At 66.6% G+C, this 25494-nt stretch carries 14 protein-coding genes, 1 tRNA gene and 1 pseudogene; 3 read left to right on the forward strand and 13 right to left on the reverse strand.

The window, feature by feature from the left end:
* Positions 1–110 precede the first annotated feature (110 nt).
* Positions 111–200, reverse strand: a tRNA-Ser gene (locus HMPREF1137_RS04305).
* A gap of 297 nt (positions 201–497) precedes the next feature.
* On the opposite strand from HMPREF1137_RS04305, the gene HMPREF1137_RS04310 reads away from it, so the two are divergent.
* Together HMPREF1137_RS04310 and HMPREF1137_RS04315 are read left to right on the forward strand one after the other, a co-directional pair.
* Complete coding sequence (locus HMPREF1137_RS04310) at positions 498–2498, forward strand: OPT family oligopeptide transporter (protein ID WP_007589337.1); 2001 nt, start codon at positions 498–500, stop codon at positions 2496–2498.
* Between the two features lie 262 nt (positions 2499–2760).
* On the forward strand, positions 2761–4371 hold the full coding sequence (locus HMPREF1137_RS04315) for a glycoside hydrolase family 2 TIM barrel-domain containing protein (RefSeq protein ID WP_034496796.1): 1611 nt from the start codon (positions 2761–2763) through the stop codon (positions 4369–4371).
* Positions 4372–4469: 98 nt separating this feature from the next.
* On the opposite strand, the gene HMPREF1137_RS04320 is transcribed toward HMPREF1137_RS04315, so the two are convergent.
* The 3 genes from HMPREF1137_RS04320 to modA form a co-directional block, all read right to left on the reverse strand.
* Positions 4470–9044 carry an acyl-CoA dehydratase activase-related protein gene (locus HMPREF1137_RS04320; RefSeq protein WP_007589340.1) on the reverse strand — a complete coding sequence of 1525 codons (4575 nt, stop codon included), beginning with the start codon at positions 9042–9044 and terminating at the stop codon, positions 4470–4472.
* Positions 9045–9262: 218 nt separating this feature from the next.
* On the reverse strand, positions 9263–11248 hold the full coding sequence (locus tag HMPREF1137_RS04325) for an ABC transporter permease (RefSeq protein ID WP_007589341.1): 1986 nt from the start codon (positions 11246–11248) through the stop codon (positions 9263–9265).
* A 9-nt stretch (positions 11249–11257) separates the two neighbouring features.
* A complete protein-coding gene (gene modA, locus HMPREF1137_RS04330; RefSeq protein WP_007589333.1) occupies positions 11258–12058 on the reverse strand; it encodes a molybdate ABC transporter substrate-binding protein in 801 nt (266 codons plus the stop codon).
* Between the two features lie 343 nt (positions 12059–12401).
* On the opposite strand from modA, the gene HMPREF1137_RS04335 reads away from it, so the two are divergent.
* Positions 12402–12914: a molybdopterin-binding protein gene (locus tag HMPREF1137_RS04335; protein ID WP_007589345.1), complete on the forward strand. Its 513-nt coding sequence runs from the start codon at positions 12402–12404 to the stop codon at positions 12912–12914.
* 359 nt (positions 12915–13273) lie between these two features.
* Here HMPREF1137_RS04335 and HMPREF1137_RS10685 read toward each other — a convergent pair.
* The 9 genes and pseudogenes from HMPREF1137_RS10685 to HMPREF1137_RS04380 all read right to left on the reverse strand — a co-directional run bounded on the left by HMPREF1137_RS10685 (position 13274) and on the right by HMPREF1137_RS04380 (position 25432).
* Positions 13274–15187: pseudogene (locus tag HMPREF1137_RS10685) on the reverse strand (ComEC/Rec2 family competence protein).
* A gap of 188 nt (positions 15188–15375) precedes the next feature.
* A complete protein-coding gene (mobA, locus tag HMPREF1137_RS04345; RefSeq protein ID WP_034496800.1) occupies positions 15376–16008 on the reverse strand; it encodes a molybdenum cofactor guanylyltransferase in 633 nt (210 codons plus the stop codon).
* Entirely contained in the window at positions 15999–16823 is an 825-nt protein-coding gene (locus HMPREF1137_RS04350) for a HesA/MoeB/ThiF family protein (RefSeq protein WP_007589335.1), read from the reverse strand. Before HMPREF1137_RS04350 ends, mobA begins: the two co-directional genes overlap by 10 nt.
* 1 nt (position 16824) lies before the next feature.
* Positions 16825–17244, reverse strand: a complete 420-nt coding sequence (locus HMPREF1137_RS04355) for a molybdenum cofactor biosynthesis protein MoaE (protein WP_007589356.1) — start codon at positions 17242–17244, stop codon at positions 16825–16827.
* A gap of 101 nt (positions 17245–17345) precedes the next feature.
* Entirely contained in the window at positions 17346–18341 is a 996-nt protein-coding gene (locus HMPREF1137_RS04360; RefSeq protein ID WP_007589359.1) for a MoaD/ThiS family protein, read from the reverse strand.
* A 302-nt stretch (positions 18342–18643) separates the two neighbouring features.
* Complete coding sequence (gene narI, locus HMPREF1137_RS04365; protein ID WP_007589331.1) at positions 18644–19420, reverse strand: respiratory nitrate reductase subunit gamma; 777 nt, start codon at positions 19418–19420, stop codon at positions 18644–18646.
* A 5-nt stretch (positions 19421–19425) separates the two neighbouring features.
* Complete coding sequence (narJ, locus tag HMPREF1137_RS04370; RefSeq protein WP_007589328.1) at positions 19426–20115, reverse strand: nitrate reductase molybdenum cofactor assembly chaperone; 690 nt, start codon at positions 20113–20115, stop codon at positions 19426–19428.
* Complete coding sequence (gene narH, locus HMPREF1137_RS04375; protein ID WP_007589372.1) at positions 20112–21662, reverse strand: nitrate reductase subunit beta; 1551 nt, start codon at positions 21660–21662, stop codon at positions 20112–20114. The genes narJ and narH overlap by 4 nt, the downstream gene beginning before the upstream one ends.
* Positions 21662–25432, reverse strand: coding sequence for a nitrate reductase subunit alpha (locus HMPREF1137_RS04380; RefSeq protein WP_007589366.1), 3771 nt, complete (start codon positions 25430–25432; stop codon positions 21662–21664). The genes narH and HMPREF1137_RS04380 overlap by 1 nt, the downstream gene beginning before the upstream one ends.
* Positions 25433–25494 lie beyond the last annotated feature (62 nt).

Here is a 25494-nt window from a genome sequence, read left to right on the forward strand (position 1 = left end):
CCGGGCCCTCCGGCGCCCGGAACACCCGTGGGGCCACACAGCCACACAGCCACACGGCACGCCAGCTAGGCATAACAAAACCGCCCGGCCCCAATGGGGCCGGGCGGCAGTGGCGGTAGCGCTGGGATTTGAACCCAGGGTGGCTGTGACACCACACAGCATTTCGAGTGCTGCACCTTCGGCCGCTCGGACACGCTACCTTACCCGGATACTCTACTACACCCTCCCCCCGCGCGCGCAAATCGACCGGGCGTGCTGGGAGCAGGGCCACACCGCAGCCTGAAAGCAGGGCCACACAGCAGTCCAGAAGCAGGGCCACACCACAACCGACAACCAGGGCCACACAGCCACAGGATCACACACCGCACATGAAACAGACACGACCTCACCGTTTAGATTGATTGAAAACGAGATGAAGTAACCGCATACCATTCACGACCACTCATAAATGCACTACTCTTGCAGGGTATCTATTCAAGGCAGCGAAAGGATTTTTCGTGTCTGCGCCAAACGCGACGAAGCAAACGTCGCTCAAAGAACTGACCCTCCGCGGCATCATCCTCGGCGGCATTATTACGCTGCTGTTCACGGCCGCGAACGTCTACCTGGGTCTGAAGGTCGGCTTGACGTTTGCAACGTCGATCCCGGCAGCCGTCATCTCGATGGCGGTTCTGCGCTTCTGGGGCGACCACACGGTCCAGGAGAACAACATCGTCCAGACCATCGCCTCGGCGGCCGGCACCCTGTCGGCGGTCATCTTCGTCCTGCCCGGCCTCGTGATTGTCGGCTGGTGGAGCGGCTTCCCCTACTGGGAGACCATGTTCGTGTGTGCGGTCGGCGGTGCGCTGGGCGTCATGTACTCGATCCCCCTGCGCCGCGCGCTCGTGACCGGCTCGGACCTGCCTTACCCGGAGGGCGTGGCAGGCGCTGAGATTCTGAAGGTCGGCGACGCCCAGGATGCGGGCGAGGACAACAAGCGCGGCCTCCTGGCGATCACCTGGGGCGCCCTGGCCTCGGCCGCGATGGCGCTTCTGGGCTACATGAAGGTTGTGGCCTCCGAGGTTGGCACGGCCTTCAGGATTGGCTCGACGGGCACGATGATTTCCACCTCCCTGTCCCTCGCCCTGATCGGCGTGGGCCACCTGGTCGGCATGACGGTCGGCATCGCGATGCTGATCGGCATGGTCACCTCCTACGGCGTTCTGCTGCCCCTGTACGCGAACGGCCAGCTGGAGGGCGCCGAGGACCTGACCTCAGCCCTGTCCACGGTGTTCAAGTCGGACGTGCGTTTCATCGGCGCGGGCGTCATGGCGGTCGCCGCCATCTGGACGCTCATCAAGATCATGGGCCCGATCGCCCGCGGCATGTCCGAGTCGCTGCGCGCCTCGCGCGGCACAAAGGAGGACGGCGCGCAGGTCGACCGCACCGAGCAGGACATTCCCGGCAAGTGGGTCATCGTCTCCATCTTCGTGGCCATGATTCCGATCGCCGGCCTGCTGTGGTGGTTCATGCGCGGCACGCAGATCGAGCACAATACGGCTGTTCTGATCGCCATTTCGGTTCTCTTTATTCTGCTCGCCGGCCTGCTGGTTGCGGCGGTCTGCGGTTACATGGCCGGCCTGATCGGCTCGTCGAACTCGCCGGTCTCCGGTGTCGGCCTGCTGGTCGTCGTCATCACTGCGGTCGTCATCCTGGCGGTGCACGGCCGCGGCTCGACCACGGAAGAGAACACGGCGCTCATCGCCTACACGCTCTTCACCTCGGCCATCGTCTTCTGCATTGCGACGATCGCAAACGACAACCTGCAGGACCTCAAGACGGGCCAGCTGGTGGGCGCAACCCCGTGGAAGCAGCAGGTCGCCCTGGTTATCGGCGTCGTCTTCGGCGCGCTGATCATTCCCCCGGTCCTGGAGCTCATGCAGAACTCCTTCGGCTTCCAGGGCGCTCCTGGCGCCGGACCGGACGCGCTGGCGGCCCCGCAGGCCTCGCTGATTTCCTCGCTCGCCAAGGGTGTGCTCGGCGGCGGCATCGACTGGAAGCTCCTGGGTATCGGCGCTGCGATCGGCGTTGTCGTCATCATCATTGACGAGATCCTGCGCCCCGCATCGAAGGGCAAGCTCGCCCTGCCCCCGCTGGCTGTCGGCATGGGCATTTACCTGCCCGCTTCCCTGACGGTCCTGATCCCGATCGGTGCGCTCGTTGGCTTCCTGTACAACAGGTGGGCTGATAAGCAGGCGGACGTGGAGCGCGCGAAGCGCTTCGGCACGCTGGCTGCGACCGGCCTGATCGTGGGCGAGTCCCTGTTCGGCGTCGTCTACGCAGGCATCGCGGGCGCGACGGGCTCGGAGTCGCCGCTGGCGCTGCCATTCATCGGCGATGGCTTCACACCGATCGCGAACGTGCTGGGCCTCGTGTTCTTCGCGGGCGCGACGTGGCTGCTCTACCGCTTCGCCCGTAAGATCACGCGCGACTCGGATCGCGAGTCCGCCGCGAAGTAAGCATGCACTAAGCGCGCGGGATACCCCCGCTACGCATCAGCCCCGGCCTCGTTCCTCCTCTCAGGGACGAGGCCGGGGTTCATTATGCCCGCGCGTCACCTCCCGGGAACGGGGTTTATGTCCATCCACGTGACCATAAATCCCACGATGTGGTCTCCGTCCCACTTGTCACCCGTAGATATTCCGCATGTCAAGGCACATTTGCCCACATTTCGAAAATATTGCCATTTCATGACCAATCATTAAATGGTACTTTTATTACATGAAGCACATCCCGGAACCAGACGTTGCATGGCTGCGGGACCCGGGGGCGTCGGTGAACCGCCTGACGGTGCACTCGACGTGGAGGTCGCGCAGGCCGCTTCAAATGCTGTCCAGCACCTGGCAGGTCACGGGTGCGTCTGGCACTCCCGCCGAGTTGATCAAGCGCACTCCCCTTCAGCGTGATTTCGAGGCGACGTCGGTGCCCGGCGTGCTGGAGATGGACGGCGCATGGGTGCGCCGAGAGGAAGAGGCCCGCAGGCTGGACGAGGAGGGGGGCCCGGACCGGGTGCGCGCCTCGATCCTGCGCCGTGAGTTCATCCTTGACGCGCCCCTCAAGGATGCGGCAGAGCGCGGCTGGACCATGACGCTGACCTTCGGTGGTTTCACGGGTCCCCTGTACGCGTGGGTCGACGGAACGTTCGTGGGCTTTTGCGCGGACGGTTTCATCCCCACCGCCTTCGACGTGACGGACGCGCTGCAGCCGACGCACACCCACGCGATCGCCGTGCTTCTCATGGATTCTCCGGCGTGCTGCCACGGCCTCTTCCGCGAGGTCTCGCTCGAGGCTCGCCCGCCCGCGCACCTCATCGACGTGATCCCGCAGGCCTCGCACGACGGCAGGAATGGGAGCGTGCGGCTGCGCATCGAGACCTCGGCGGAGTCGAACAACTCGAGCGTGCGCGCGGCACTGCTTGGTGAAGCAGAGCAGCAGGAGATATGGTCCGCGAGCGCGCCCGCCGGCGAGGTGCTGGAGGCGAGCGGCTTGGACGTGCTTCCGTGGAGTGCGGAGGAGCCGGTGCTGTACACGCTGGTCGTGACACTGAGCGACGAGGAGGCGGGCACGCAGGACACGATCGCCCTGCAGGTGGGCTTTCGGGATCTGACGGCGACCCCCGAGGGCTTGCGCCTGGGCGGCCGCCCGCTGACGCTGCGCGGCGTGCGCCGCAACGAGTGCGATGGTCCCACTGGGCTCGCGGTGGGCCTGCAGGACATGGTCGAGGACATCGTGTGGTGCAAGCGCCACGGCGTGAACGCGGTTGCGATCGAGCAGGGGCCCGCGCACGCGCGCTTCTACGAATTGGCGGACCTGTACGGCCTGTACATCATTGGCCGGGCGTCGACGATGTACGAGCCCGGAGTCGCGCGCGACGAGGCGATCGAGGCGATGATCCGCCGGGATCGCGCGCACCCGAGCGTGATCGCGTGGAACGTGGGCGAGGCGGACGAGGAGATCCGCACCGCCCGCGCGCTGGATCCGACGCGCCCGGAATACGCGGACACGGACTTCCCGCTGCTGAGCGAGGTGCGCGCCGAGGAGCTGCACTACGCGCCGGTGACGGTGGCGCCCTCGTATTCGGGGGTGACGGTTCGCAATCACATGACCTTCACGCCGACGTCCGACCTGGAGTTCCTGTGCCGTGTCATCGAGGATGGAGCCGTCACGTGGGAGTACCCGGCGTTCCTGGACGTCGCGCCCGGGGAGACGGGGTTCCTCCCGGTGGCATGGCCGACCTCGGGCATGCGCGAGGTGTCGGTGCGCCTGTCGTACGGGACGGGCTGGGCGCCGGCTGGGTTTGAGATCGGTCGCGGGGTCATGCCCGCGCCGTAAACATCGGACGAGGCCGGGGACAGTGCGCACGAGGAGGTGTGCACGCGAAGGGGGACGGAGCCTGCCAGCTCCGTCCCCCTCTCAGCGTCTCGGCTGAGTCAGCGGAAGGCCGCCCGCCTGCTCGGGATCGTCGGCATGCCGAGCATGACCGAACCGGACCCGCCGCATGACGCGGGTTCTTCGGCGTCCACGAGCTGCAGGACGTCGCCGTCGCGTGCCTGCGGGTCCTGCAGGGCGGTGGCCAGCATCAGCTTGATGCGGTTGAGCTGGTTGACCTCGGAGGCACCCGGGTCGTAGTCGACGGCCACAATGTTGGCCTCGGGGTAGCGGGTGCGCAGCGCGCGGAACATGCCCTTGCCTACGACGTGATTGGGCAGGCACGCGAAGGGCTGGGCGCAGATGATGTTCGGGCAGCCGTGTTCGATCATGTCGACCATTTCGGCGGTCAGGTACCAGCCTTCGCCGGCCTGGTTGCCCAGGCGCGCGATGTCCTGGGAGCGCTCGATCATCTCTTCGATGGGCCGGTGCGCCTCGAACTTGCCGTTCGTCGCCGCAAACGCGCGGTGCACGGGCTTCTCGTACTTCTTGAGCGCCCACAAAACGATCGGCATAATGTAGCGCTGCTTGCCCTCGATACCCAGGTTCTCCTTGTCCCACGCGGCGGTGGCCACGGAGTTGTGGAAGAACTGCATGAGGCCGGGCAGTTCGGCCTCGCAGCCCTCGGCTTCGATGACGTCGACAGCGTGGTTGTTGGCGTCGGGGTGGAACTTCACGAGGATTTCGCCGACCAGGCCGACGCGCGGCTTGCGCGGGATGTCGCGCAGGGGCAGGGCGTCGAAGGCGCGCACGCACTCGCGGATGATCTTTCCGTAGGAGACGCGTCCGCCCAGGGCCGCCACGCGTCCCGAGGTGATCCACTCCTGGACGTAGCCGTCCCACGTGCGGTACAGGTCCATCGCGGAGCCGGGGGTGGCCTCGTAGGGGCGCACGCGCAGGAGCATCGACTGGATGGCGTCACCGATGACGAAGGCCTGAATGGCCTTGTGGAGGTGGGCGACGCCCAGGTGGAAGCCGGGGTTGTCCTCGATACCTTGGACGGACAGGGCGATAACCGGCACCTGCGGGTATCCGGCGTCGCGCAGGCCCTTGCGCAGCAGGGCAGCGTAGTTGCTGGCGCGACACATGCCGCCCGTCTGCGTGATGCCCACGGCCGTGCGGTCGGGGTCAGCGCGTCCGGAGATGAACTCGTCGAGGAGCTGGCCGATGACGACGATCGCCGGGTAGCACGAGTCGTTGTTGACGTATTTCAGGCCGACCTCCATGGAGGTGCGGCTCGTGTGCTCCAGGACGCGCACCTTCAGGCCCGCGCTCGCGAACAGCGGGGTGAGGAAGCGGAAGTGGATCGGGGACATCTGGGGCGCGAGGATCTCGTATCCGGCCTCGCGCATCTCCTCGGTGAAGACGGCGCGAGGCTGGATGTGCCCGGCCTCCTCCTCGCGGGCGGCGTCACCGGAGGGGTCGCGCAGGGTGGCTGTGTCGACGGAACCCGACACCAGGCCCACGGACGAGGCGGGGGCCAGTTCCGCTCCATCCGCGCCGTTGTCGCCGTCCCCGGCCCCGGCCTCGTCGATCGCGGAGGCGAGGGAGGCGCGCTCGGTGATCGCCGCGTCGAGGGAGCGCAGGCGGATCTTGGCGGCGCCCAGGTTGGAGACCTCGTCGATCTTGAGGACGGTGTGCACGTCGCCGCGGCCTTCGAGGATCTCCTGGACCTGGTCGGCGGTGATCGCGTCGACGCCGCAGCCGAAGGAGTTGAGCTGGACCATCTCAAGGTCGGGCTCGTCGCCGACGCGGGCGGCGGCCTCGTAGAGGCGCGAGTGGTAGGACCACTGGTCGAGGACGCGCAGGGGGCGCTCGAGGCGCGCGTCCACGATGGAGTCCTCGGTGAGGACGGCCATGCCCAGGCCCACGATGACCTCGGGGATGCCGTGGTTGATCTCGGGGTCGAGGTGGTAGGGGCGCCCCGCGAGCACGATGCCGCGCACGCCGTGCTCACGCATCCATTCGATGGTTTCGACGCCCTTCGCGCGGATTTCGGCCTTGACGGCGGCGTCTTCCTCCCAGGCCTTGTCGAGGGCTGCCTTCATCTCCTCGACCGGGATGTCGTAGCCGTACTGCTTGAAGGTCTTGGACAGGTGGGCGGGCAGGTACTCGCGGTTGCCGAAGTTGACGAAGGGGCTGATGAACTGGGTGCCCGGCTCCAAGAGGCGCTCCATGTTGTTGCGGATGACCTCGGGGTAGGTCGCCACGATGGGGCAGTTGAAGGAGTTTTCGGACTCGGTGAGCTTCTGCTCGAAGTCGACGCAGGGGTAGAAGATCGTCGTGATGCCCTTGTCCAGCAGGGACTCGATATGTCCGTGGACCAGCTTGGCCGGGTAGCACACGTTCTCCGAGGGGATGGACTCCATGCCGGTCTCGAAGAGGTCGTGGTTGGAGCGGCCCGAGATCATGACGCGGAAACCGAGCTCGGTGAGCATCGTGAACCAGAACGGGTAGTTCTCGTACATGCCGAGAACGCGCGGGATGCCGATATCGCCGCGGAACGCCTTCTTTTCGGTGAGACGGCGGTATCCGAAGATCCGCTTGTACTTCCAGTCGTAGAGGTTGGGCAGCTCCGACTTCTTGGGCACGCGCTCCAGGGAAGCGCCGCGCTCGCAGCGATTGCCCGACACGTGGCGCTCGCCGTTGGAGAACGTCGAGATCGTCATCTGGCAGTGGTTCTGGCACAGGCGGCACGTCTTGCGGGTCGTATCCACGCTGAAGCCCTCGAGGGCCTCGATCGTGGCCAGCGTCGAGGTCCCCTCCCCCGTGTCGTGCATGCGCGCGGTCAGGGCCGCGCCGTACGCGCCCATGAGGCCGGCGATGTCGGGGCGCACGACCTCGCGGCCGGTGAGCAGCTCGAAGGCGCGCAGCACCGAGTCGTTGAGGAAGGTGCCGCCCTGGACGACGACGCGCTCACCCAGGTCCGAGGGCTCCTTGAGCTTGATGACCTTGTAGAGGGCGTTGCGCACAACGGAGTATGACAGGCCGGCGCTGATGTCGCGCACGTCCGCGCCTTCCTTCTGCGCCTGCTTGACGGAGGAGTTCATGAACACCGTGCAGCGGGTGCCCAGATCCACGGGAGATTCGGACTCCATGGCCATGCGCGCGAAGGAGCGCACGTCGGTGCCCATCGTCTGCGCGAAGGTCTGCAGGAAGGAGCCGCAGCCCGAGGAGCAGGCCTCGTTGACGGAGATGGAGTCCACCGCGTGGTCGCGGATGCGCAGGTACTTCATGTCCTGGCCGCCGATGTCGATGACGGAGGTGACGCCGGGGCAGATGAACTCGGCGGCGCGGTAGTGCGCCATCGTCTCGATCTCGCCCTCGTCCATGGTGAGGGCGGACTTGACGAGGCCCTCGCCGTAGCCGGTAGCGCACGAGCGGCCGATCTCGCACCCCTGCGGCAGAGCCGAGCGGACCGCGCGCACGATGTCGACGGCCGCGGCCACGGGGTCGCCCTCGTTGGAGGCGTAGTGGGTGAAGACGATGCGGTCCTGGGAGTCGATGACGACAGCCTTGATCGTCGTGGAGCCCGCGTCGATGCCGAGCCAGCAGCGGCCCTCGGCCTCGTCGAGGCTGGCCTTGGGGATGACGTCGAGGCTGTGGCGGGCAATGAACTCCTCGCGGTCCTCGGGGGTCGCGAAGAGGGGGTCCATGCGCGGGGACTCGACCTGCACGGGGGCGGCGGCGAGGCGCTCCATGAGGGTGGTGAGCTTATCTCCGCGGGAGTCGACGGAGGTGGCGCCCGCTTCCTCGGCCTGGCGCGCTTTCTTGGCGGCCTCCTTCTCGGCGAGGAGGGCCGCGCCGATCGCGACGTAGAGCTGGGCGTCGTCGGGGGTGACGAAGGAGTCGGCCTTGGGCAGGAGGGCCTTGTAGGCCTCGCGCAGGGCGGGCAGGAAGTGCAGGGGGCCGCCGAGGAACATGACGGTTCCGCGGATCGGGCGCCCGCACGCCAGGCCGGCGATGGTCTGGGTGGCGACGGCGTTGAAGATGGAGGCGGCCAGGTCCTCGTGGGCGGCGCCCTGGTTGATGAGGGGCTGGATGTCGGACTTGGCGAAGACGCCGCAGCGCGAGGCGATCGGGTAGAGCTGGGTGTGGCGGGTCGCCATCTCGCCCAGGCCCGCCGCGTCCGTGTGCAGCAGGGTCGCCATCTGGTCGATGAACGCGCCGGTGCCGCCCGCGCAGGTGCCGTTCATGCGCTGCTCGGGGGTGGGGTGCAGGTAGGTGAGCTTGGCGTCCTCGCCGCCCAGCTCGATGACGACGTCGACTTCGGGGTGGAGGCGCTGGGTGGCCTCGGTGCCCGCGATGACCTCCTGGACGAAGGGGATCCCCATGGCGCGGGCGGTCGTCAGGCCGCCGGATCCGGTGATGGCCGCGTGGACACGGGCGCCGGGCAGGGCGCGCTCGACGTCGGCGAGGAGGGCCCCCAGGGATGCGCGCACGTCTGCGTTGTGGCGGCGGTAGTCGGAGAAAAGGCGGCGATTCCCGTCCAAAACGACGGCCTTCACCGTCGTCGAGCCGACGTCGATGCCGAGCTGATAGGGGCGCGTTGCCTCGTGGTGACCCTGTGTTGTCATGAGGTACCTCCTGGTTTCTCACCACAACTTAGGAAACCCCTCACGCAGAGTCAAAGCTGTCCACCGACTGCTGGTACGCGGCGATTAAAACCGCAGAATAACCGCGAAAATAGGCTGTGTTCCGCATTTTGGGGGCGCAGACCCCGCTCATGCGAAAACCAAGAATTACAACAAATGAAGCGTGACAAAATTCGCGCCACCGCCAGACAGTGAAACGATCAGGAGGTCGGCGCGACGCGGATCGCGCGGACCTGGGTGGCCTTCACGCTCACCCACAGGCCCTCGCCGACGCCGAGGCCCAGCTCGGACCAGGCGGCGGCGGTGACTCGGGCGGTCACCGATACGCCCTCTGCGAGCGCGACGCGCACGCTGACGAGGGAGCCGTCGACGTCGATGCCCGCGACGACGCCGGGGAGGACAGAGCGCGGCGAGGCATGGGATTCCTCGCGGGAGAGAGCCACGGCCTCGGGCGGAAAGGTGAGGGCGACGCGGGCCGACTCCTCCCCGGGGGCAACGCTGTCGGAAGCCGCCCACAGCGCCCCATCGCCGACGCGCACGCCGACCATGCCGGGACGCGCCACAGGAGGCCCACTCACAATGTTGAGCCCGGCCAAGCGGGCCGCGAACACCGACGCAGGCGAGGCGAGCACGCGGGCGGGTTCGCCTTCTTCGACGATGCGCCCCTCCCCCATGACGATCATGTGGGAGGCCAGGGAGAGGACCTCGGCGATGTCATGTGAGACCAGCAGGGTCGTAATGCCGGAACCCGCCAGGCGCTCGCGTAGAACGGCGGAGACCTGGGCGGTGGCCTCGACGTCGAGGGCGGCCGTGGGCTCGTCGAGGATGAGAACTTCGGGGCGGAAGACGAGGGCGCGGGCAATCGCGACGCGGGCCGCCTGGCCGCCCGACAGGTCGGAGGCGCGCTTGTTCGCGAGGTCGGCAATCCCCACGGCGCGCAGCTGTTCGAGGGCGGCCGCCCGGGCCTCGACGCGCCCCACCCCGCGCACGCGCAGGGGGAAGGCGACGTTGGACAGGACGCTCATGTGGGTGAAGATGCGGGGCGCCTGGGAAACCAGGGCGACGCCGCGGCGGCGCGCGGGCACGAACGTGGCGGCATCATCGACGACTCGCTCGCCGATGCTCACGGTCCCGCTGTCCAGACGCAGGGTCCCGGCGATCACCTGGGCGAGCGTCGACTTTCCCGCGCCGTTGTGCCCGACGACGGCGGTGACGAGGCCGGGGCGGAGCTCCGCGTCCACGTCCCATCCGCGCGCCGCCACGGTTCCGGCGACGCGCACGGCCACACCCTCCCCCGCTTCTCCCGCGAGCGCGGCGGGGGCCTCGGAGGAGCGAGCGGAAGGATCGGCGGGAGCGGCAACCAACCCGGGCCTCGTCGATCGAAGGAGAGAGGCGAGGCGTCCCCACGGGGTTTCCGTCAGCGCGACGACGGCTGCTGCGACGCCGAGGAGGACCACGCCGAGCGCGAGGGCCAGGTCCGCGTCGGACTCACGGGCCAGGTAGATCTGGAGGGGCATCGTGCGGGTCACGCCCTGCATAGAGCCCGCGAAGGTGAGGGTCGCGCCGAACTCGCCGAGGCAGCGGGCCAGCGCGAGGGCGGCGCCACGCCCGAGGCCGGGCAGGACGGTCGGCAGGGTGATCTGCCAGAAGACGCGCGAGGGCGAGGCCCCCAGGGAGGAGGCCATTTCGTCAAGCCCCTGCTCGCGGGCGCGCAGCGCGGATTCGAGGGTAACGATGAGGAAGGGCAGGGAGACGAATACCTGGGCGATGACGACGGCGGTCGTCGTGAAGGCGATGTCGAGGCCGGCACCACTGAGGAGCGCCCCGAGGGTCGAGCGCCTACCGAAGGCCGCGAGCAGCGCGATGCCCGCGACGACGGGCGGCAGCGAGAGCGGCAGGGCGACGAGAATGCGGGCGGCGCGCACGCCCCGCCACGAGCGGGACAGCACGAGGGCCGCAGGGACTCCGAGGAGGAGGTCCACGCCGAGCGCAACAGCGCAGGTGCGCAGCGACAGACCGAGGGCGTCGCGTGCCTCCGGGGTCGCGAGGGTCGTGCCGAGGGTGGCCCAGTTGACGCGCCCCAGCATGAAGGCCAGGGGCAGGACCAGGAAGCACAGGGCGAGCGTGCCGAGGCCCCCCGCCCAAAGGGGCAGGGGGCTGACGGCGGGTGTCCTGCGTGACTTCACGCGTCGATGTTACTTCGCGGCGGGCGTGAAGCCCGCGTTTTCGAGGATCTTCTGCCCGTCGGCGGACAGAACCAGGTCGATCCACTTCTGGCCGAGGTCCTTCTTGGTCGAGGCGCTCACGAGGGCGATCGGGTACTTGTTGACGGCCTCGTCGGCGCCCTGGATGGCGACGGTGTCGACGGCGTCGCCCTCGGCGAGGGCGTCGGTCTTGTAGACGATGCCGGCGTCGGCCTGGCCAGAGGAGACCTTGCCGCGCACGTCGGTGACGGCCTGCTCCTCGGAAACCGGGTTGAGTGTCACGCCGAGCTTCTCGGTGAGGGTCTTGGTGAGCTTTCCACAGGGGACCTCGGGGGCGCAGATGACGAGCTTAGCGTTGTCGAGCGAGGAGTCGAGGCCGGTGATGCCCGCCGGGTTGCCGGGCGTCGTGATGAGGGTCAGGGTGTTGGTGACGAAGATGGTCTGCGCGTCGACCTGGGAGGCGTCGGCGGCCTTCTTCATGGTGGATTCGTTGGCGGTGGCCAGGACGTCGACGTCCGCGCCCTCACCGAGCTGGGTCACGAGGTCCTGGGATCCCGCGAAGTTGAAGCGCACGTCCACGCCGGGGTTGGCTTCCTCGAAGATCTCTTCGAGCTCGCCGAAGGTCTCGGTGAGGGAGGCGGCGGCGTAGACGTTGAGGACGGTCTGCTCAGCGGCGGGCTGGGTCGCCTCGGACGAGGCCGTGGAGTCGGCGGCGGGGGTGGAGCCGGAGGTGCAGGCGGCGAGGGCCAGGGCGGCGGTGCCGATGGCGGGGAGGATGCGGAGGGAACGCACTCATATCTCCTTTTGAGAGGGAATCGAACGCGTTAAATCTAACAAGGGGTGCGATCACCTTGCAACGGTTCGCAAGAGCGCACCCAAATTGTTACTTTTGCTTTTAATGCCAGGGAAATCTGGAAAGCAATTTAACTTGCTTCCTCCCGTCATAAATCGGGATATACCGCCGCGCGCAAATCCCGGCAACCGTACATCAGCGCGCACGGATACCCAGACGCCACTTTTCCCTCGGGCCACGCACGCACAAAATCACCTGGCGACCACGCTCAGCTCTAAGCCCCACCTCACCACGAGGAAGGGACTAGGATCACATTCGTACGCATCATTCTCGGAGGACACCATGCCCAAGCCTGTCGACTACGACCTCAGCCAGATCAGCGCCCACGTCATCACCTATTCCGACCGCATCCAGCGCGGCACGAAGGAGGACCGGGCGACCCCCGCCTGCACGGCGGCGCTGGCCGAGGCCGGCCTGGGCCCCGTGACGGTCGCGGCGATCCCCGAGAGCGCCGACATCCTCGAGACGGAGATTCGCGACGCGCTCGAGGCCGGCGTGCGCTTCATCCTGGTCCTGGGCGGCTCGGGTTTCGGCGTGGGCAACTACGCGCCCGAGGTCGTCCGCTCGATCATCGAGGTCGAGATTCCCGGCATCGCCGAGCAGATCCGCGCACACGGCCTCGCCAATACCCCCCTGTCGGGCCTGTCCCGCGAGGTCGTCGGCGTGACCGCGCGCGACTCTTCGGGCGCACTCATCATCTCCTCGCCCGGCTCGCGAGGCGGCGCACTCGACACCCTCGAGGTGGTCACGCCCCTGCTCACCGCGATCTTCCACCAGCTCGACGAGCAGCGCTGACTCCCCTCCCTCCTTCCTTCCCTCCCTCCAATGTCGCATGCAATTTGGCTTCCCTGAATTTTCTTAGGCACCGAGAAAACGTTGAAATACCAACATTCCCATTTCAAATCTCAAAAGGTTGACATGGGAATTGCATGCGGAATTGTGGGGGCCATACGAGGCCCCGGACAACGGAAACGAACGAGGCCGCGGAGGCCGCGACGGTCATCGTCAGGGCCGCTGCGAGGCGGGCACGAGGAAGCGTCATGGCGAGCCTTTCACGTGGGGATGCTGTCTTCACAGTACAGGCAGCAAGCGCCGCCCACCTGCGTCAATACGCGGCGGGCGGCGCTTCGTGAGGATAATCGCCGGTTCCTCGGTTAGGAGGCGTACCCGATCCAGCGTCCCGACAGGGAGAAGGTCGAGGAACGACCCTCAATCTCCCGGGTGCCGGTGACCATGGCTCCCGTATCGTCCATGTAGTACCAGGCGCCGCTATCCAGGACCCAGCCGGTCGCCAGCGCTCCAGAGGAGCTCAGGTAGTACCAGGCGCCGCCGGAGTTCAGCCAGCCCGTCATCATCGAGCCGGAGGAACCCGCGTAGTACCAGGAGGTGGAGCCATCCTGGAACCAGCCGGTCATCATCGCACCAGTCGCGCTGAAGTAGTACCAGGAACCCGACACCCGACCCCAGCCGGTGACCATCGCACCGCTACCGCTCAGGTAGTACCAGGTGCCACCGCTACTCATCCATCCGGTGGCCATGGCCCCGCTGCTGCCCATGTAGTACCACTGGCCATCCACCTGGGTCCACCCTGTGGCCATCTTTGCATTGATGCTATCGAGCCAGTACCACTGGCCACGGTCAAACATCCATCCGGTACGCGCCCGACCCGCGTCTAAGTAGTACCAGGCACCATCAATCCACTTCCAACCACTAGAGCTGGGATGCCCTGCAGAATCCAGGTAGTACCAGGACTTGCCATCATGGATCCACCCGGTTGCCATCGCACCCGTTGCATCCATCCAGTACCACTGGCCCCCGTCATACACCCACTGACTAACTACAGACGAAGCCCGCCCAGCGAAGTAGTACCAGTTGCCGCTAGCACCCTTCCACCAGCCGTTCGTGGCCGAGGGACGCCCGCCCACGAACCACCAGGCGCGCGGACTCAGCGCACCATACTCATGTCCCCACGAGGCAGAGGATAGATCGTTATATGAAATACCGGAGGGACCGAAGGTAGCAATGAGCGCAGGAATATGCGCGCTCGACCAGAGGTCCATCATCGGCACTCACGATGAGTTTCCGCCAATGACACTCTGCGTCAGATTGTCGGGCGTGTACCACTCCGGCCCGGTCTGAGCGATCATGGAAGGACTCAGCGCCTTCATGAAAGCAACAGAGTTAGAAGTCGGCAGACCATGATGGCCAGCCTTGAGCATGTCGACGTGGCCAATAATCGGGGCGAGGCGATCTTCATAACCGCCGCCTGCTTCGAGATCGGCGGCCAAATAGGCGGAACGCCCGAACGCGCTCACCTTGGCCGTATACGCGATGAGGTTTGCGTCGCGCACCCCTGTCTTCTTGTAGTTTTCAGCGGGATCCGTGGGGAGAATCTGGACATCCATATCACCCAGCGTGATGTGAGTGTTGTAGTCATGGACGTTCTGCACGATTGATGCCCCATACGCACCCTGCGCCCAGCGCGCAGCCGCCATCATGTTGTCATAGACCCACTGGTTATCCCACAGGCGCGATTCATCTGTGATCCACGCGTCGGAATACTCGGGGCTGAGAATGACCTTCGGACGGAACTTCCTGATGATCTCGTCCGCGTTGTCGATATGATCGGAGTGGGCATGCGTGCCGAGGTAGAAGGCGAGGTTCGAGGAGGTGACGCCGTGGTTGGACATATAGCCAAGGACGAAGTCCGTCTCCCCAGACGACGCGGGAATGACAGCATAACGTAGCGGGTAGCGAGGGTCACTACCATCCGGCGCTCCGTAGCCCTCTCCGCCGTCGATCATGCCGAAGACGCCCTTCGACTCGAGCAGGATCGCGTCCGACGAGTGGGTTGATAGCACGTGAATGCGCGTGGGGCCGTCCACGCCGGGGAAGGTGTAGACTTGCGCGTCGACGCCGTCCACGCTTTCTTCCTCGGCCGAGGCCGTGGCCTCATCGGCGCTTTCGGTTTCCTCCGCGGCCGCGCGGTCCTGCACAGTGGCGGGGGAGGAGACATCGGAGTCGGAGCTCGACGTATCGAGGTCGGCAGACTCCATGTCACCATGCATATCCTGGCCGTCTGCAGGAGCAGCGGCAGTGGCGGGAGCGAGGGAGGCGACGAGGATTCCTGACAGCACTGCCAGTCCGAGTCGTTGCCACAGTTGTCCGTGACGAAGGTTCATGAGCACGCCTTAGTGGGATAGGCCACCAGATACTTACTAGCTAAACCTACACCCAAAGGTGCGTTACCAACAAATCAGTTGCCCAGAAAGCTCTCCCACCAGGCGACATCCTCTGGGGTATCGATATCCCGGCAGACATCGGCGCCCACACTCACCCGCTCGACCTCGAGGGCGCGTAGCACCCGGCGCACCCCCACTCCGCGGACCGACCCGAGGGCGGCCACGGCCTCGTCGAGGACGCGCCGCAGCGCACCCGCACGATAGACGCCCATCAGGTACTGATCGAAAGGCTCCGGATCACCGCCGCGCACGATGCGCCCCTCGACCCCCTCACCCAACGCAGGCTCCAAGAGGGCGGGCAGCAAAGCACCCACGCCGGGAGCATCAACCGAAACAACCACGACGAGGACGTCGTCGCCGACGCCGAGCGCGCGCAAGCCCGCGTCGATACCGGCCAGCGGGCCGCCGCTCGGCGGATCCTCAAGGGTACGCAGGACACCGTCGGGGACGCGCACACTGGGCGGCACAACAGCCACACACCCTGCGCCGCACGCCTCTATCAAGGCCGCGCACACGCGGTCAAGCAAGCGCACGCCACCCAGCGTCAGATCCGGCTTGGAGACGCCACCCAGGCGCTCTCCCCCACCGCCGCCGACGACGAGCGCGGCGACATCAGCGCGCGGGGCGGCCACGGGACTCAGTCCCACGGGGCGAAGGTCAGCACGTCGGCGCGCTGCGTCGCCGCATCCGTCATGAGGACGCGCCCGATCAGCGGCTCACCGAAGCCCACCAGCAGCTTGATAGCCTCCGTCGCCATCGCGGTGCCCGCCTGGCCGACCACGGGACCAAGCACGCCAACCTTCGGCGAGGCCGGGGTCGTCCCGGGGGCAGGCTTGACCGGGTGCAGGCTCCGCAGCGTCAGCGACGGCACGGGGGCAGGTGCCGCAGACCAGAACACGCTCACCTGGAAGGCCATCGACACGACCGTGCCCCACACCAGCGGGACGCCGGAATCCGCACAGTAGTCCGCCACCAGGTACTTCGAGTCGAAGCTATCCGTGCACTCGACGATCAGGTCCCACTCGCGGCCATGCTCATCCAGCCACTCGCGGGTCACGTGCCCGTAGCGCTCAAAGCGCACCGAGGAGTTCAGCCCACTCAGGTGACGCACCGCAGAATCCGGCTTCGGATCCCCCACGTCACCCTCGCCGTGCAGGAGCTGACGCTGAAGGTTCGACACCTCGACCACGTCGGAGTCGCAGATGCCGATCGTGCCGATGCCCGCCGCCGTCAGGTACAGGAGGACGGGGGAGCCGAGGCCGCCCGCGCCCACCACGAGCACGCGCGCGGCCGCCAGGCGCGCCTGACCGGCCTCGCCAATACCGGACACTAGCCAATTGCGACGGAAACGCTCCAGCGCGGGGTCCCCGGCCTCGTACGGGACGGGCTGATTGATCAGCGGAAGCGCGACGGCGCGCCCCGAAACGGCTGCATCACGGGAAAAAGGATCGCCGATCGTCATCTCACAGACCCGACCAGTTGTGCGAGCCGTCAGTCAATTCCTGCTTCTTCCAAATCGGGAGCTTCGCCTTCACGTCCTCGACGATGGCCTCGACCGCGCGGAACGCCTGAGCGCGATGCTCCGCAGCGACGGCGACGACCATCGCATCCTCACCGATCTCCAGATGCCCCACGCGGTGCCACGCGACGATGCAATGCACGCCCGGACGATCCTTGAATTCCATGACGATGTCCCGCAGAATCTGCTGCGACGAGGGGTGCGAGGAATACTCGATCGCGTCCACGCTCTCTCCGCCGTCGTGGTTACGCACCACCCCAATAAAGGACGCCACAGCACCACACGTATCCCGACGTGCGCTATCAATCAGCGCGCCAGTATCCAGCGGCTCATCGGTGATGCCGGTTGCAATCTCAGCTGACATGGGACCCTCCAGGGACGGGAATGCCTTCCCCCTCATCTTACGAGGGAGCGGCCAGGATTATTTTACAACCCTGACCGCCCCACACAAATGACTAAAAAATCTCACCCGCCGGCGAACGGAGGCAGCACGTCGACGCGCGCGCCGGGCGCGAGCTCAGCGTCCAGACGAGCAGAGCGCTCGTTGACCAGGTAGCTCGACACACCGAGGATTCGCGCCAGCTCAGGGCTCTCTGAGCTGAGCTGATCGATGAGTTCACGCAGGGTCGCGGGGGTCTCATCGGAGGGCAGTTCTCGCACGTACCCACCGGCCGCCTCAGCCGCTCCACCGAAGAAGTGAAGGGTCGTCGACAGCGGCTTCGGGTTTGCCTCGTCAAGCCGTCGAATATAGACGGTCAGGCGCAGAGGATCCTCGGGATCACTCTCCAGTGACCAGGTGGCAAAACCGGTCGCCGTCCGCTCGAACACACGCTCGACGATGCCGCGGCGCAGCTCGAGGGCCAGGTCGTCGGGGGTGCCCGGCTCGGTGAACGGGCAGGCCGTCAGGACGACCGCCATCGGATCAGTGTCGTGCGGGATGGACGCAAAACCCATGGCGTTCATGAACAGGCGCACCTTGCCCAGGTGCGACGCGATGTTGAAGGTGTCGCGCACGGGACGACGGTTCGCATTGTGGCTGTGATCAGGCACCGCCATCGTCTCGAGGGCGGCGTCCGCCCAGCGCGAGCCGATCTCACGCACGGAAGCCGCCGGGTCGACCGCGTCAACGCGCAGCCAGGCCAGCAGCGACGACGTGAGCTGGTGCAGCATCTGCGCCGCAAACGAGGGGTCCGCCGGGGTCATCGTCGAATAGCCCAGCGCGGGGCGGCCACGGCCGGACGAGGGGAGCTGCTGCTTTTCCACGAGGCCAAGGGCGAACAGGCCCTCAAGGGTCTCGCGCACGCTCGAGACGTGCAAGCCAGCTTCCTGAGCCAACTCCGCCACGGTCACGGGCGTCGCATGGTGCGAGATGCGTTCCAAGAGCGTGTGCTGTGCAGGGGTCAACGCTGCCATTGCGGCGAGCGTTTCAGCCAGAGGCCGAGCACGGGAGGTATCACTCATGACGTATCCTCTCTCCCTCATAATCAGCGGAAATACCCTTCATAGGCATCTCCATACGGCATTAAAGCTGTTACGTTACTAACAAAGCGCGCTTTATTCTACCCATCACAGACAGCCACCCGCACGGCCAATACCAACAGTCGGTCGTATTACGCGGGGTCTATCGCTCTATTCATACAGGTGAGTACGCGGGAACCCCCGATAAAGACGCGGAGGCGAGCCTGCGCTCGCCCCCGCGTCTGCCGATCACCACGCCACAGCCTCACCAAAGAGCAAGGGACCGCGGCGGGCACGGCCATCGATCAGTCCGACATACCGCCGCGCGTGATCTCGTGCGTGCGGCGTTCGTCGCGCGACCGGTAGATCACCGGGGGACGCGCCACATAGCCGACCGGCGCGCTCACCGCGTGCACGAGGCGGGTGAACGGCCAGATGCAGAACAGCAGCAGGCCAGCGACGATGTGCAGCTTGAAGCTGACGGGCACGTCGACCATCAGGTGCGCCTGCGGGTGCAGGTAGAAGATCGAGCGGAACCAGACGGAGATCGTCTCGCGGTAGTCGTAGCCCTCGTGGCCACCGAGCACCTGGTTGAGCAGGGTCGCAGCGCCGCCCAGGAGCACCGGGATCGCCAGCATCACGTAGGTGACGATGTCCATGCGGGTCGTCGCCACGCGAACCGACTTGACCACCGCTCGACGGTAGATCAGCAGCGCGAGGCCAACGATCGTCATGATTCCAGCGATCGTACCGGGGATCGTCGCCATCAGGTGGTAGACGTGCTGAGGCACGCCAGCCGCCTCGGTCCAGGTCTTCGGGATCACGAGGCCGAGGATATGGCCCAAGAACACGAAGAGGACGCCGAAGTGGAACAGCGGCGAGGCCCAGCGCAGGATGGTCGGCTCATTCCACTGCGAGGAACGAGACGTCCACCCGTACTGGTCGGTCTTGTAGCGCCACGCGAGACCCACGATGAGGATCGCGAAGGACACGTACGGCAGGACCACCCACAGGGCAATGTCCAGGAAGGACAGCGACTGCGTCTGGGATGCAGACGCGGCATGCAAAAGTGCGGATTCCATGAACGTTACCGTCCCATCGTTGAATCGGAAGTCGGGAAGGGCGTCGCAGACAGATCGCCCACGCCCACCAGCTCGGTGGGCGGCCCCTGGCTAATGAGCTTACGGAAGCCCTCAATGGTCTTTTCGTCCGGCTCGGGCAGCGTCGCGACCAGAGCGTCCAGCAGCGGCGCGTACGGGGAGTCCGTGGCGCGCAGCGCCGTGCGGATCACCTCGATACCCTCGCGGTTGGAGCGCAGCAGGCCCTCGGCCGTGCCGGTCTCGTCGAAGGCCGCGAACTCCAGGACCACCGGCAGGTGATCGGGAAGCTCCTCGCGTTCCATCTCGAAACCGGCGCGACGCAGGATCTCCTTGAAGGCCAGGATGGCCTGGCCGCGTCCGCGGGTGTCGCCGTGCGTGTAGTACGTCAGGCCGAGCGCGCAGCGTCGGCGCTGGTCGAACGTCTCCACGTAGGTGGTCTGCATGGCGCGCAGGCCAGCGGCGCGAGCGTAGCTCACGAACGAGGCCAGGGACGCCGAGGCCGGCTCCGGCAGGTCCGCCAGAGCCTCCTCGACCGCGTCCAGCTTGGTCTCGAAGTCATCCCCCGGGTAGTCCAGGAGGACCGAGACCGCCATGCGCACGCCGCGCGCGTCCTGCGGATCCATCTCCGTTTCCGGAGCGGCCGTAGGAATACGCGGAATGCCGACGAAAGTACTCATCGAACGACCTCAAGAGGGAGCATCTGGCGTCCCTCCGGCGACGAGCCACCCATCGGGCGGTTCGACGTGGCGGGGGCCAGGCCGTGGAAGGCCTCGACGTCGTAGGACACCGGGCAGCCCTCGAGCTCCTTGATGCCGCGCGGCATCTCGGGGTGGGCGGTCGGGATGACGAAGCGGTCGTCGTACTTGGCGATCGACAGCAGTCGGTACATTTCCTTGACCTTCTCCGGGGTCATGCCCACGGAGGCCGGGATCTCCTCGTTCGTCGGGTTGTCGACGAAGACGTCGCGCATGTAGGAGCGCATCGCGGCGAGGCGACGCAGCGCCAGCTCCACGGGAGCCGTGTCTCCGGCCGTGAACAGGCCGGCCAGGTACTCCAGCGGGATACGCATCTGCGAGATGGCGGACAGCAGGACCTTGTGGTCCTCGCCGTCGCTGCCGGACGCGGTCACCTGGTCGACGACCGGGGACAGCGGCGGCACGTACCAGACCATCGGCAGGGTACGGAACTCGGGGTGCAGCGGCAGGGCGACCTCGTACTCGGTGATGAGCTTCCAGATCGGGGACTGCTGGGCGGCCGTGATCCACGAGTGGGGAACGCCGTTGGCCTGAGCCTGGGCGACCACCTGCGGGTCGTTCGGGTCGAGCAGGATCTCGCGCTGGGCGCGGTACAGGTCGCGCTCGTCCTCCTGGGAGGCGGCCCAGGTGACGCGGTCCGCGTCGTAGAGCAGCACGCCCATGTAGCGCAGGCGACCCACGCAGGTCTCCGAGCAGATGGTCGGCTGGCCGACCTCGAGGCGCGGGTAGCACAGCGTGCACTTCTCGGCCTTGCCCGTGTTGTGGTTGAAGTAGACCTTCTTGTAGGGGCAGGCGGACACGCACATGCGCCAGCCGCGGCACTGATCCTGGTCGACCAGGACGATGCCATCCTCGGAGCGCTTGTACATCGCGCCCGAGGGGCACGCCGACACACAGGTCGGGTTCAGGCAGTGCTCGCAGATGCGAGGCAGGTAGAACATGTACGCGTCTTCGATGGTCTTGGCGACCTGGAGGTTCATCTGGTGCAGGACGGGGTCCTGATCCAGGGTCTCCATGGAGCCACCGAGGTCATCGTCCCAGTTCGGGCCCCACTCGGGCTTGTCGATGTGCTCGCCCGTGATCTTGGACTTCGCGCGGGCCGTCGGGATCGCGCGGGAGTTCGCGGGCGCCTGGAGCAGCTTGTCGTACTCGTACGTCCACGGCTCGTAGTAGTCCTTCATGGTCGGCTGCGTCGGGTTCGCGAAGATCTTCGCGAGCGAGGCGACGCGTCCGCCCTGACGGGGAACGAGGCGGCCCGTGGCGGTGCGCTTCCAGCCACCCTTCCACTTCTTCTGGTCCTCCCAGCCGCGGGGGTAGCCCACGCCGGGACGGGTTTCGACGTTGTTGAACCAGATGTACTCGGTGCCCTCGCGGTTCGTCCACACCTGCTTACAGGTGACCGAACAGGTGTGGCAGCCAATGCACTTGTCGAGGTTCATCACCATCGCGATCTGAGCCATGACCTTCATCAGAACTGCACCTCCTGGGAGCGGCGGCGGATAACCGTGACCTCGTCGCGGTTATTGCCGGTGGGACCGTAGTAGTTGAACGCGTAGGCGAACTGCGCGTATCCGCCGGCCAGGTGGCTCGGCTTAATGAAGATTCGGGTCAGCGAGTTGTGCGTACCGCCGCGCTTGCCGGACTCCTCGTTCAGCGGGGTGTTGATCTGGCGATCCTGGGCGTGGTGCATGAACACCGTGCCCTCCGGGATGCGGTGGGAGACAACGGCGCGAGCCGACACGGTGCCGTTACGGTTCTTCGCCTCGATCCACTCGTTGTCGCGCACGCCGATCTTCTCGGCGTCCTGCGGGCTCATCCACACCGTCTGGCCACCACGACCCAGCGTCAGCATGTACGGGTTGTCGTAGTACTGGGAGTGGATGGCCCACTTGTTGTGGATCGTCAGGTAGCGCACCGCGACCTCGGCCTGACCCGGCTGACCGGGACGGTGGTCGCCGACGGGGCGCTCACCGTAGATGTGCGCCAGGTCGAGCGGGGGACGGAAGATCGGCAGGGACTCGCCCATGTCCATCATCCAGTCGTGGTCGACGTAGAACTGCGGGCGGCCCGTCAGCGTGTGCCACGGCTTGCGGCACTCGACGTTCTGCACGAAGGCGCTGTAGCGGCGACCGCCGTGCTCGGAGCCCGACCACTCGGGGCTGGTGATGACGCTGCGCGGCTGCAGGACGGTGTCCTGGTAGGTGATCTTCTTTTCTTCGTCACCTTCGGCCAGGAACGCCATCTCGTTGCCGACGCGCTTTTCCAGCGTGCGGAAGCCCTGAACGGCCAGCGAGCCGTTCGTGGTGCCCGAGAAGCGCAGCGCCATGTTCGCCGCCTTGATGGCGGTGTCGCACAGCGGCATGCCCTCGCCGGCGTTGCCGTCCATGGGGGCGCGGCCGTTGAGGTCGCCGAGCTGCTCGTACGCCTCCTGCACGTTGTACGCCACGCCCTTCGAGGCCAGGCCGGCCTTGGGCAGGAGCGGTCCCATGCGGTCGAACTTGTATCCGACCTGCCTGTAGTCGCGCTCGATCGGGACCAGCTTCGGCATGGTCTTGCCGGGCGTCCACGTCTGCTCGGGGACGACGCCATCCGCCATGGTCATGGCGTCCGGGGAGTCGTGCCCCAGCGGGACGGCGACGACGTCCGTCTGGATGTCCAGGTGGCCGGGGGCCATGCGGCCGACGAGGCGAGCCAGGGTCTGGAACACCTCAAAGTCGGTGCGCGCCTCCCACGGCGGGTTCACGGCCTCGTCGAAGCAGTGCATGAAGGGGTGCATGTCCGTGGAGGACAGGTCGTGCTTCTCGTACCACGTGGCGGCGGGCAGCACGACGTCGGAGTGCAGCGTCGTCGAGGTGTTACGGAAGTCCGCGACCCACATGAGGTCGAGCTTGCCGGGGTGAGCCTCACGCCAGTTGACGGACGCGGGGCGGTTGCCCTCTTCCAGCTCCTGCGCGTTGACCTCGTTGCCGGTACCCAGCATGTGACGCAGGAAGAACTCTGTGCCCTTCGCGGACGAGCCGAGCAGGTTCGTACGCCAGTTCGCGAGGATCTTCGGGACGTTGTGGTGGGCGTCCGGGTCCTCGATCGCGAACTGCAGGCGGCCCTCACGCAGCTCCTGGGACACGTATTCCGCGGGGGCCATGCCGGCCTCGGCGGCCTCGCGACCCAGCTGGGTCGAGCCCTTGGAGAACGTCGGGTAGCAGGGCATCCAGCCGCGCTGAACCGACTCGACGAGCGTGTCGACCAGCTGCTTGCCGTCCAGGTTCGAGGACTTGATCGGGTTTCCCATGGCCGAGGCCGCAGCACCGTCGTAGCGCCACTGGTCCGTGGTCATGTAGTACCAGCCGGTGGAGATCATCTGGCGCGGCGGGCGTGCCCAGTCCAGGGCGAAGGTGAAGGAGCCCCAACCCATGATCGGGCGGACCTTCTCCTGACCCACGTAGTGGGCCCAGCCGCCGCCGTTGCGGCCCTGGGTGCCACACATTTCCGTGAGCGCCAGGAACGTACGGTACATCTCGTCGGAGTGGTAGTAGTGGTTCGTGCCGGCGCCCATGAGGATCATGGAACGGCCCTGCGTCTCAACCGCGTTCTGCGCGAACTCGCGGCCGATCTTGATGGCTGCGGCGGCGGGAACCGACGTGAACTCCTCCTGCCACGCAGGGGTGCCCGGCGTGGAGGCGTCCATGTAGTCGGTGGGCCACTCACCCGGCAGGCCCTCACGCTCGACGGCGTACTGGGCGAGCAGGATGTCGAACACGGTCGTCACGAGGCGACCGTTGACGCGGCGCGCGGGCACGCCACGCTTCACGTAGCCACCGCCGACCGAGGCCTGGCCGGGGGCCGCGGGCAGGTCGAAGCGCGGCAGGGCGATCAGGGCGGCTTCCCACTCGTCCGTGTCCATGATGGACATGACGGGCTCGACGCCATCCAGGTTGAGGTTCCAGTGGCCGGCGCCCTCCTCACCGAAGCGATCGGCGAGCGTGCCGCCCGGGTCCTTGACCGTGCCGTCGGCCTCGATAACGAGGGGACGGAACTCGTTGTTCTCGGTGCGCTCGGTCGTGCCTGCGGGCATCTTGGCGGCCGTCAGGAACTTGCCGGGGACCAGGGTCGTCGGGGCGACGCCCTCGTGGGCACCCTCGCCGACCTCGTTAATCTCCACCAGGAACGGGGAGTCGGTGTAGCGCTTCATGTAATCGAGGAACATGGGCTCGCGCTTGCCGACGTGGAATTCCTTGAGGATGACGTGGCCCATCGCCTGCGCCAGGGCGCCGTCCGTGCCGGGCTGGACGCGCAACCAGTCGTCCGCGAACTTCGTGTTGTCCGCGAAGTCCGGGGACACGACGATGACCTTCTGGCCGTGGTAGCGGGCCTCGGCCATGAAGTGAGCGTCGGGGGTACGGGTCAGCGGCAGGTTCGTGCCCCACATGATGAGGTACTGCGAGTTGAACCAGTCGCCGGCCTCGGGCACGTCGGTCTGGTCGCCGAACACCTGCGGCGAGGCCGGGGGCAGGTCCGCGTACCAGTCGTAGAAGGACAGCATCGTGGCGCCGATGAGCTCGTGGAAGCGGGCACCCGCACCGTAGGAGATCATCGACATGGCGGGGATGACCGAGAAGCCGGCGATGCGGTCGGGGCCGTACTGCTTGATCGTGTGCACGTAGGCGGCGGCGACGATCTCCATCGCCTCTTCCCACGACACGCGGACCATGCCGCCGCGGCCACGCTGCGACTTGTAGGCGCGCGCCTTTTCCGGGTCCTCGACGACCGCGGCCCACGCGTGGACGGGATCCCCGAGGCGCTTCTTGGCCTCGCGGAACATGTCCAGCAGGACGCCGCGCACGTAGGGGTACTTGATACGGGTCGGCGAGTACTCGTACCACGAGAACGCCGCACCACGCGGGCAACCGCGGGGCTCGTACTCGGGCATGTCCGCGCCGGTCGACGGGTAGTCAGTCTGCTGGGTTTCCCAGGTGATGACGCCGTCCTTGACGAAGATCTTCCACGAGCACGAGCCCGTGCAGTTCACGCCATGGGTGGAGCGCACGATCTTGTCGTAGCTCCAGCGGTCGCGGTAGAAGGAGTCGCCGTCGCGGCCGCCCTCAAGGAAGAGCTGGCGCGCGTCGGCGGATGCCTTGCCGCGACGCAGCCACGAGCCGAGCGCAAACAGGGTCGCGCCGGTCGCGGGCTTGACCTCACCGCCGTAGGTCGGGAAGGTCATATCGGATTCGAGATTCGTCATGGGGTGCTCCTAAGAGTCGATTGACGAGGCAGTGGCAGGTCCGTCGGCACCACGCAGTGCCG

It is taken from the genome of Actinomyces sp. ICM39 (assembly GCF_000282935.1).
Lineage (GTDB): Bacteria > Actinomycetota > Actinomycetes > Actinomycetales > Actinomycetaceae > Pauljensenia > Pauljensenia odontolytica_B.

What these genes read in the sequence shown, in the direction of transcription:
- HMPREF1137_RS04315 (WP_034496796.1), top strand. Translation starts at nt 2,761, where the DNA reads ATGAAGCACATCCCGGAACCAGACGTTGCATGGCTGCGGGACCCGGGG.
- HMPREF1137_RS04320 (WP_007589340.1), bottom strand. Translation starts at nt 9,044, where the DNA reads ATGACAACACAGGGTCACCACGAGGCAACGCGCCCCTATCAGCTCGGC.
- HMPREF1137_RS04335 (WP_007589345.1), top strand. Translation starts at nt 12,402, where the DNA reads ATGCCCAAGCCTGTCGACTACGACCTCAGCCAGATCAGCGCCCACGTC.
- HMPREF1137_RS04350 (WP_007589335.1), bottom strand. Translation starts at nt 16,823, where the DNA reads ATGACGATCGGCGATCCTTTTTCCCGTGATGCAGCCGTTTCGGGGCGC.
- HMPREF1137_RS04355 (WP_007589356.1), bottom strand. Translation starts at nt 17,244, where the DNA reads ATGTCAGCTGAGATTGCAACCGGCATCACCGATGAGCCGCTGGATACT.
- HMPREF1137_RS04360 (WP_007589359.1), bottom strand. Translation starts at nt 18,341, where the DNA reads ATGAGTGATACCTCCCGTGCTCGGCCTCTGGCTGAAACGCTCGCCGCA.
- narI (WP_007589331.1), bottom strand. Translation starts at nt 19,420, where the DNA reads ATGGAATCCGCACTTTTGCATGCCGCGTCTGCATCCCAGACGCAGTCG.
- narJ (WP_007589328.1), bottom strand. Translation starts at nt 20,115, where the DNA reads ATGAGTACTTTCGTCGGCATTCCGCGTATTCCTACGGCCGCTCCGGAA.
- narH (WP_007589372.1), bottom strand. Translation starts at nt 21,662, where the DNA reads ATGAAGGTCATGGCTCAGATCGCGATGGTGATGAACCTCGACAAGTGC.
- HMPREF1137_RS04380 (WP_007589366.1), bottom strand. Translation starts at nt 25,432, where the DNA reads ATGACGAATCTCGAATCCGATATGACCTTCCCGACCTACGGCGGTGAG.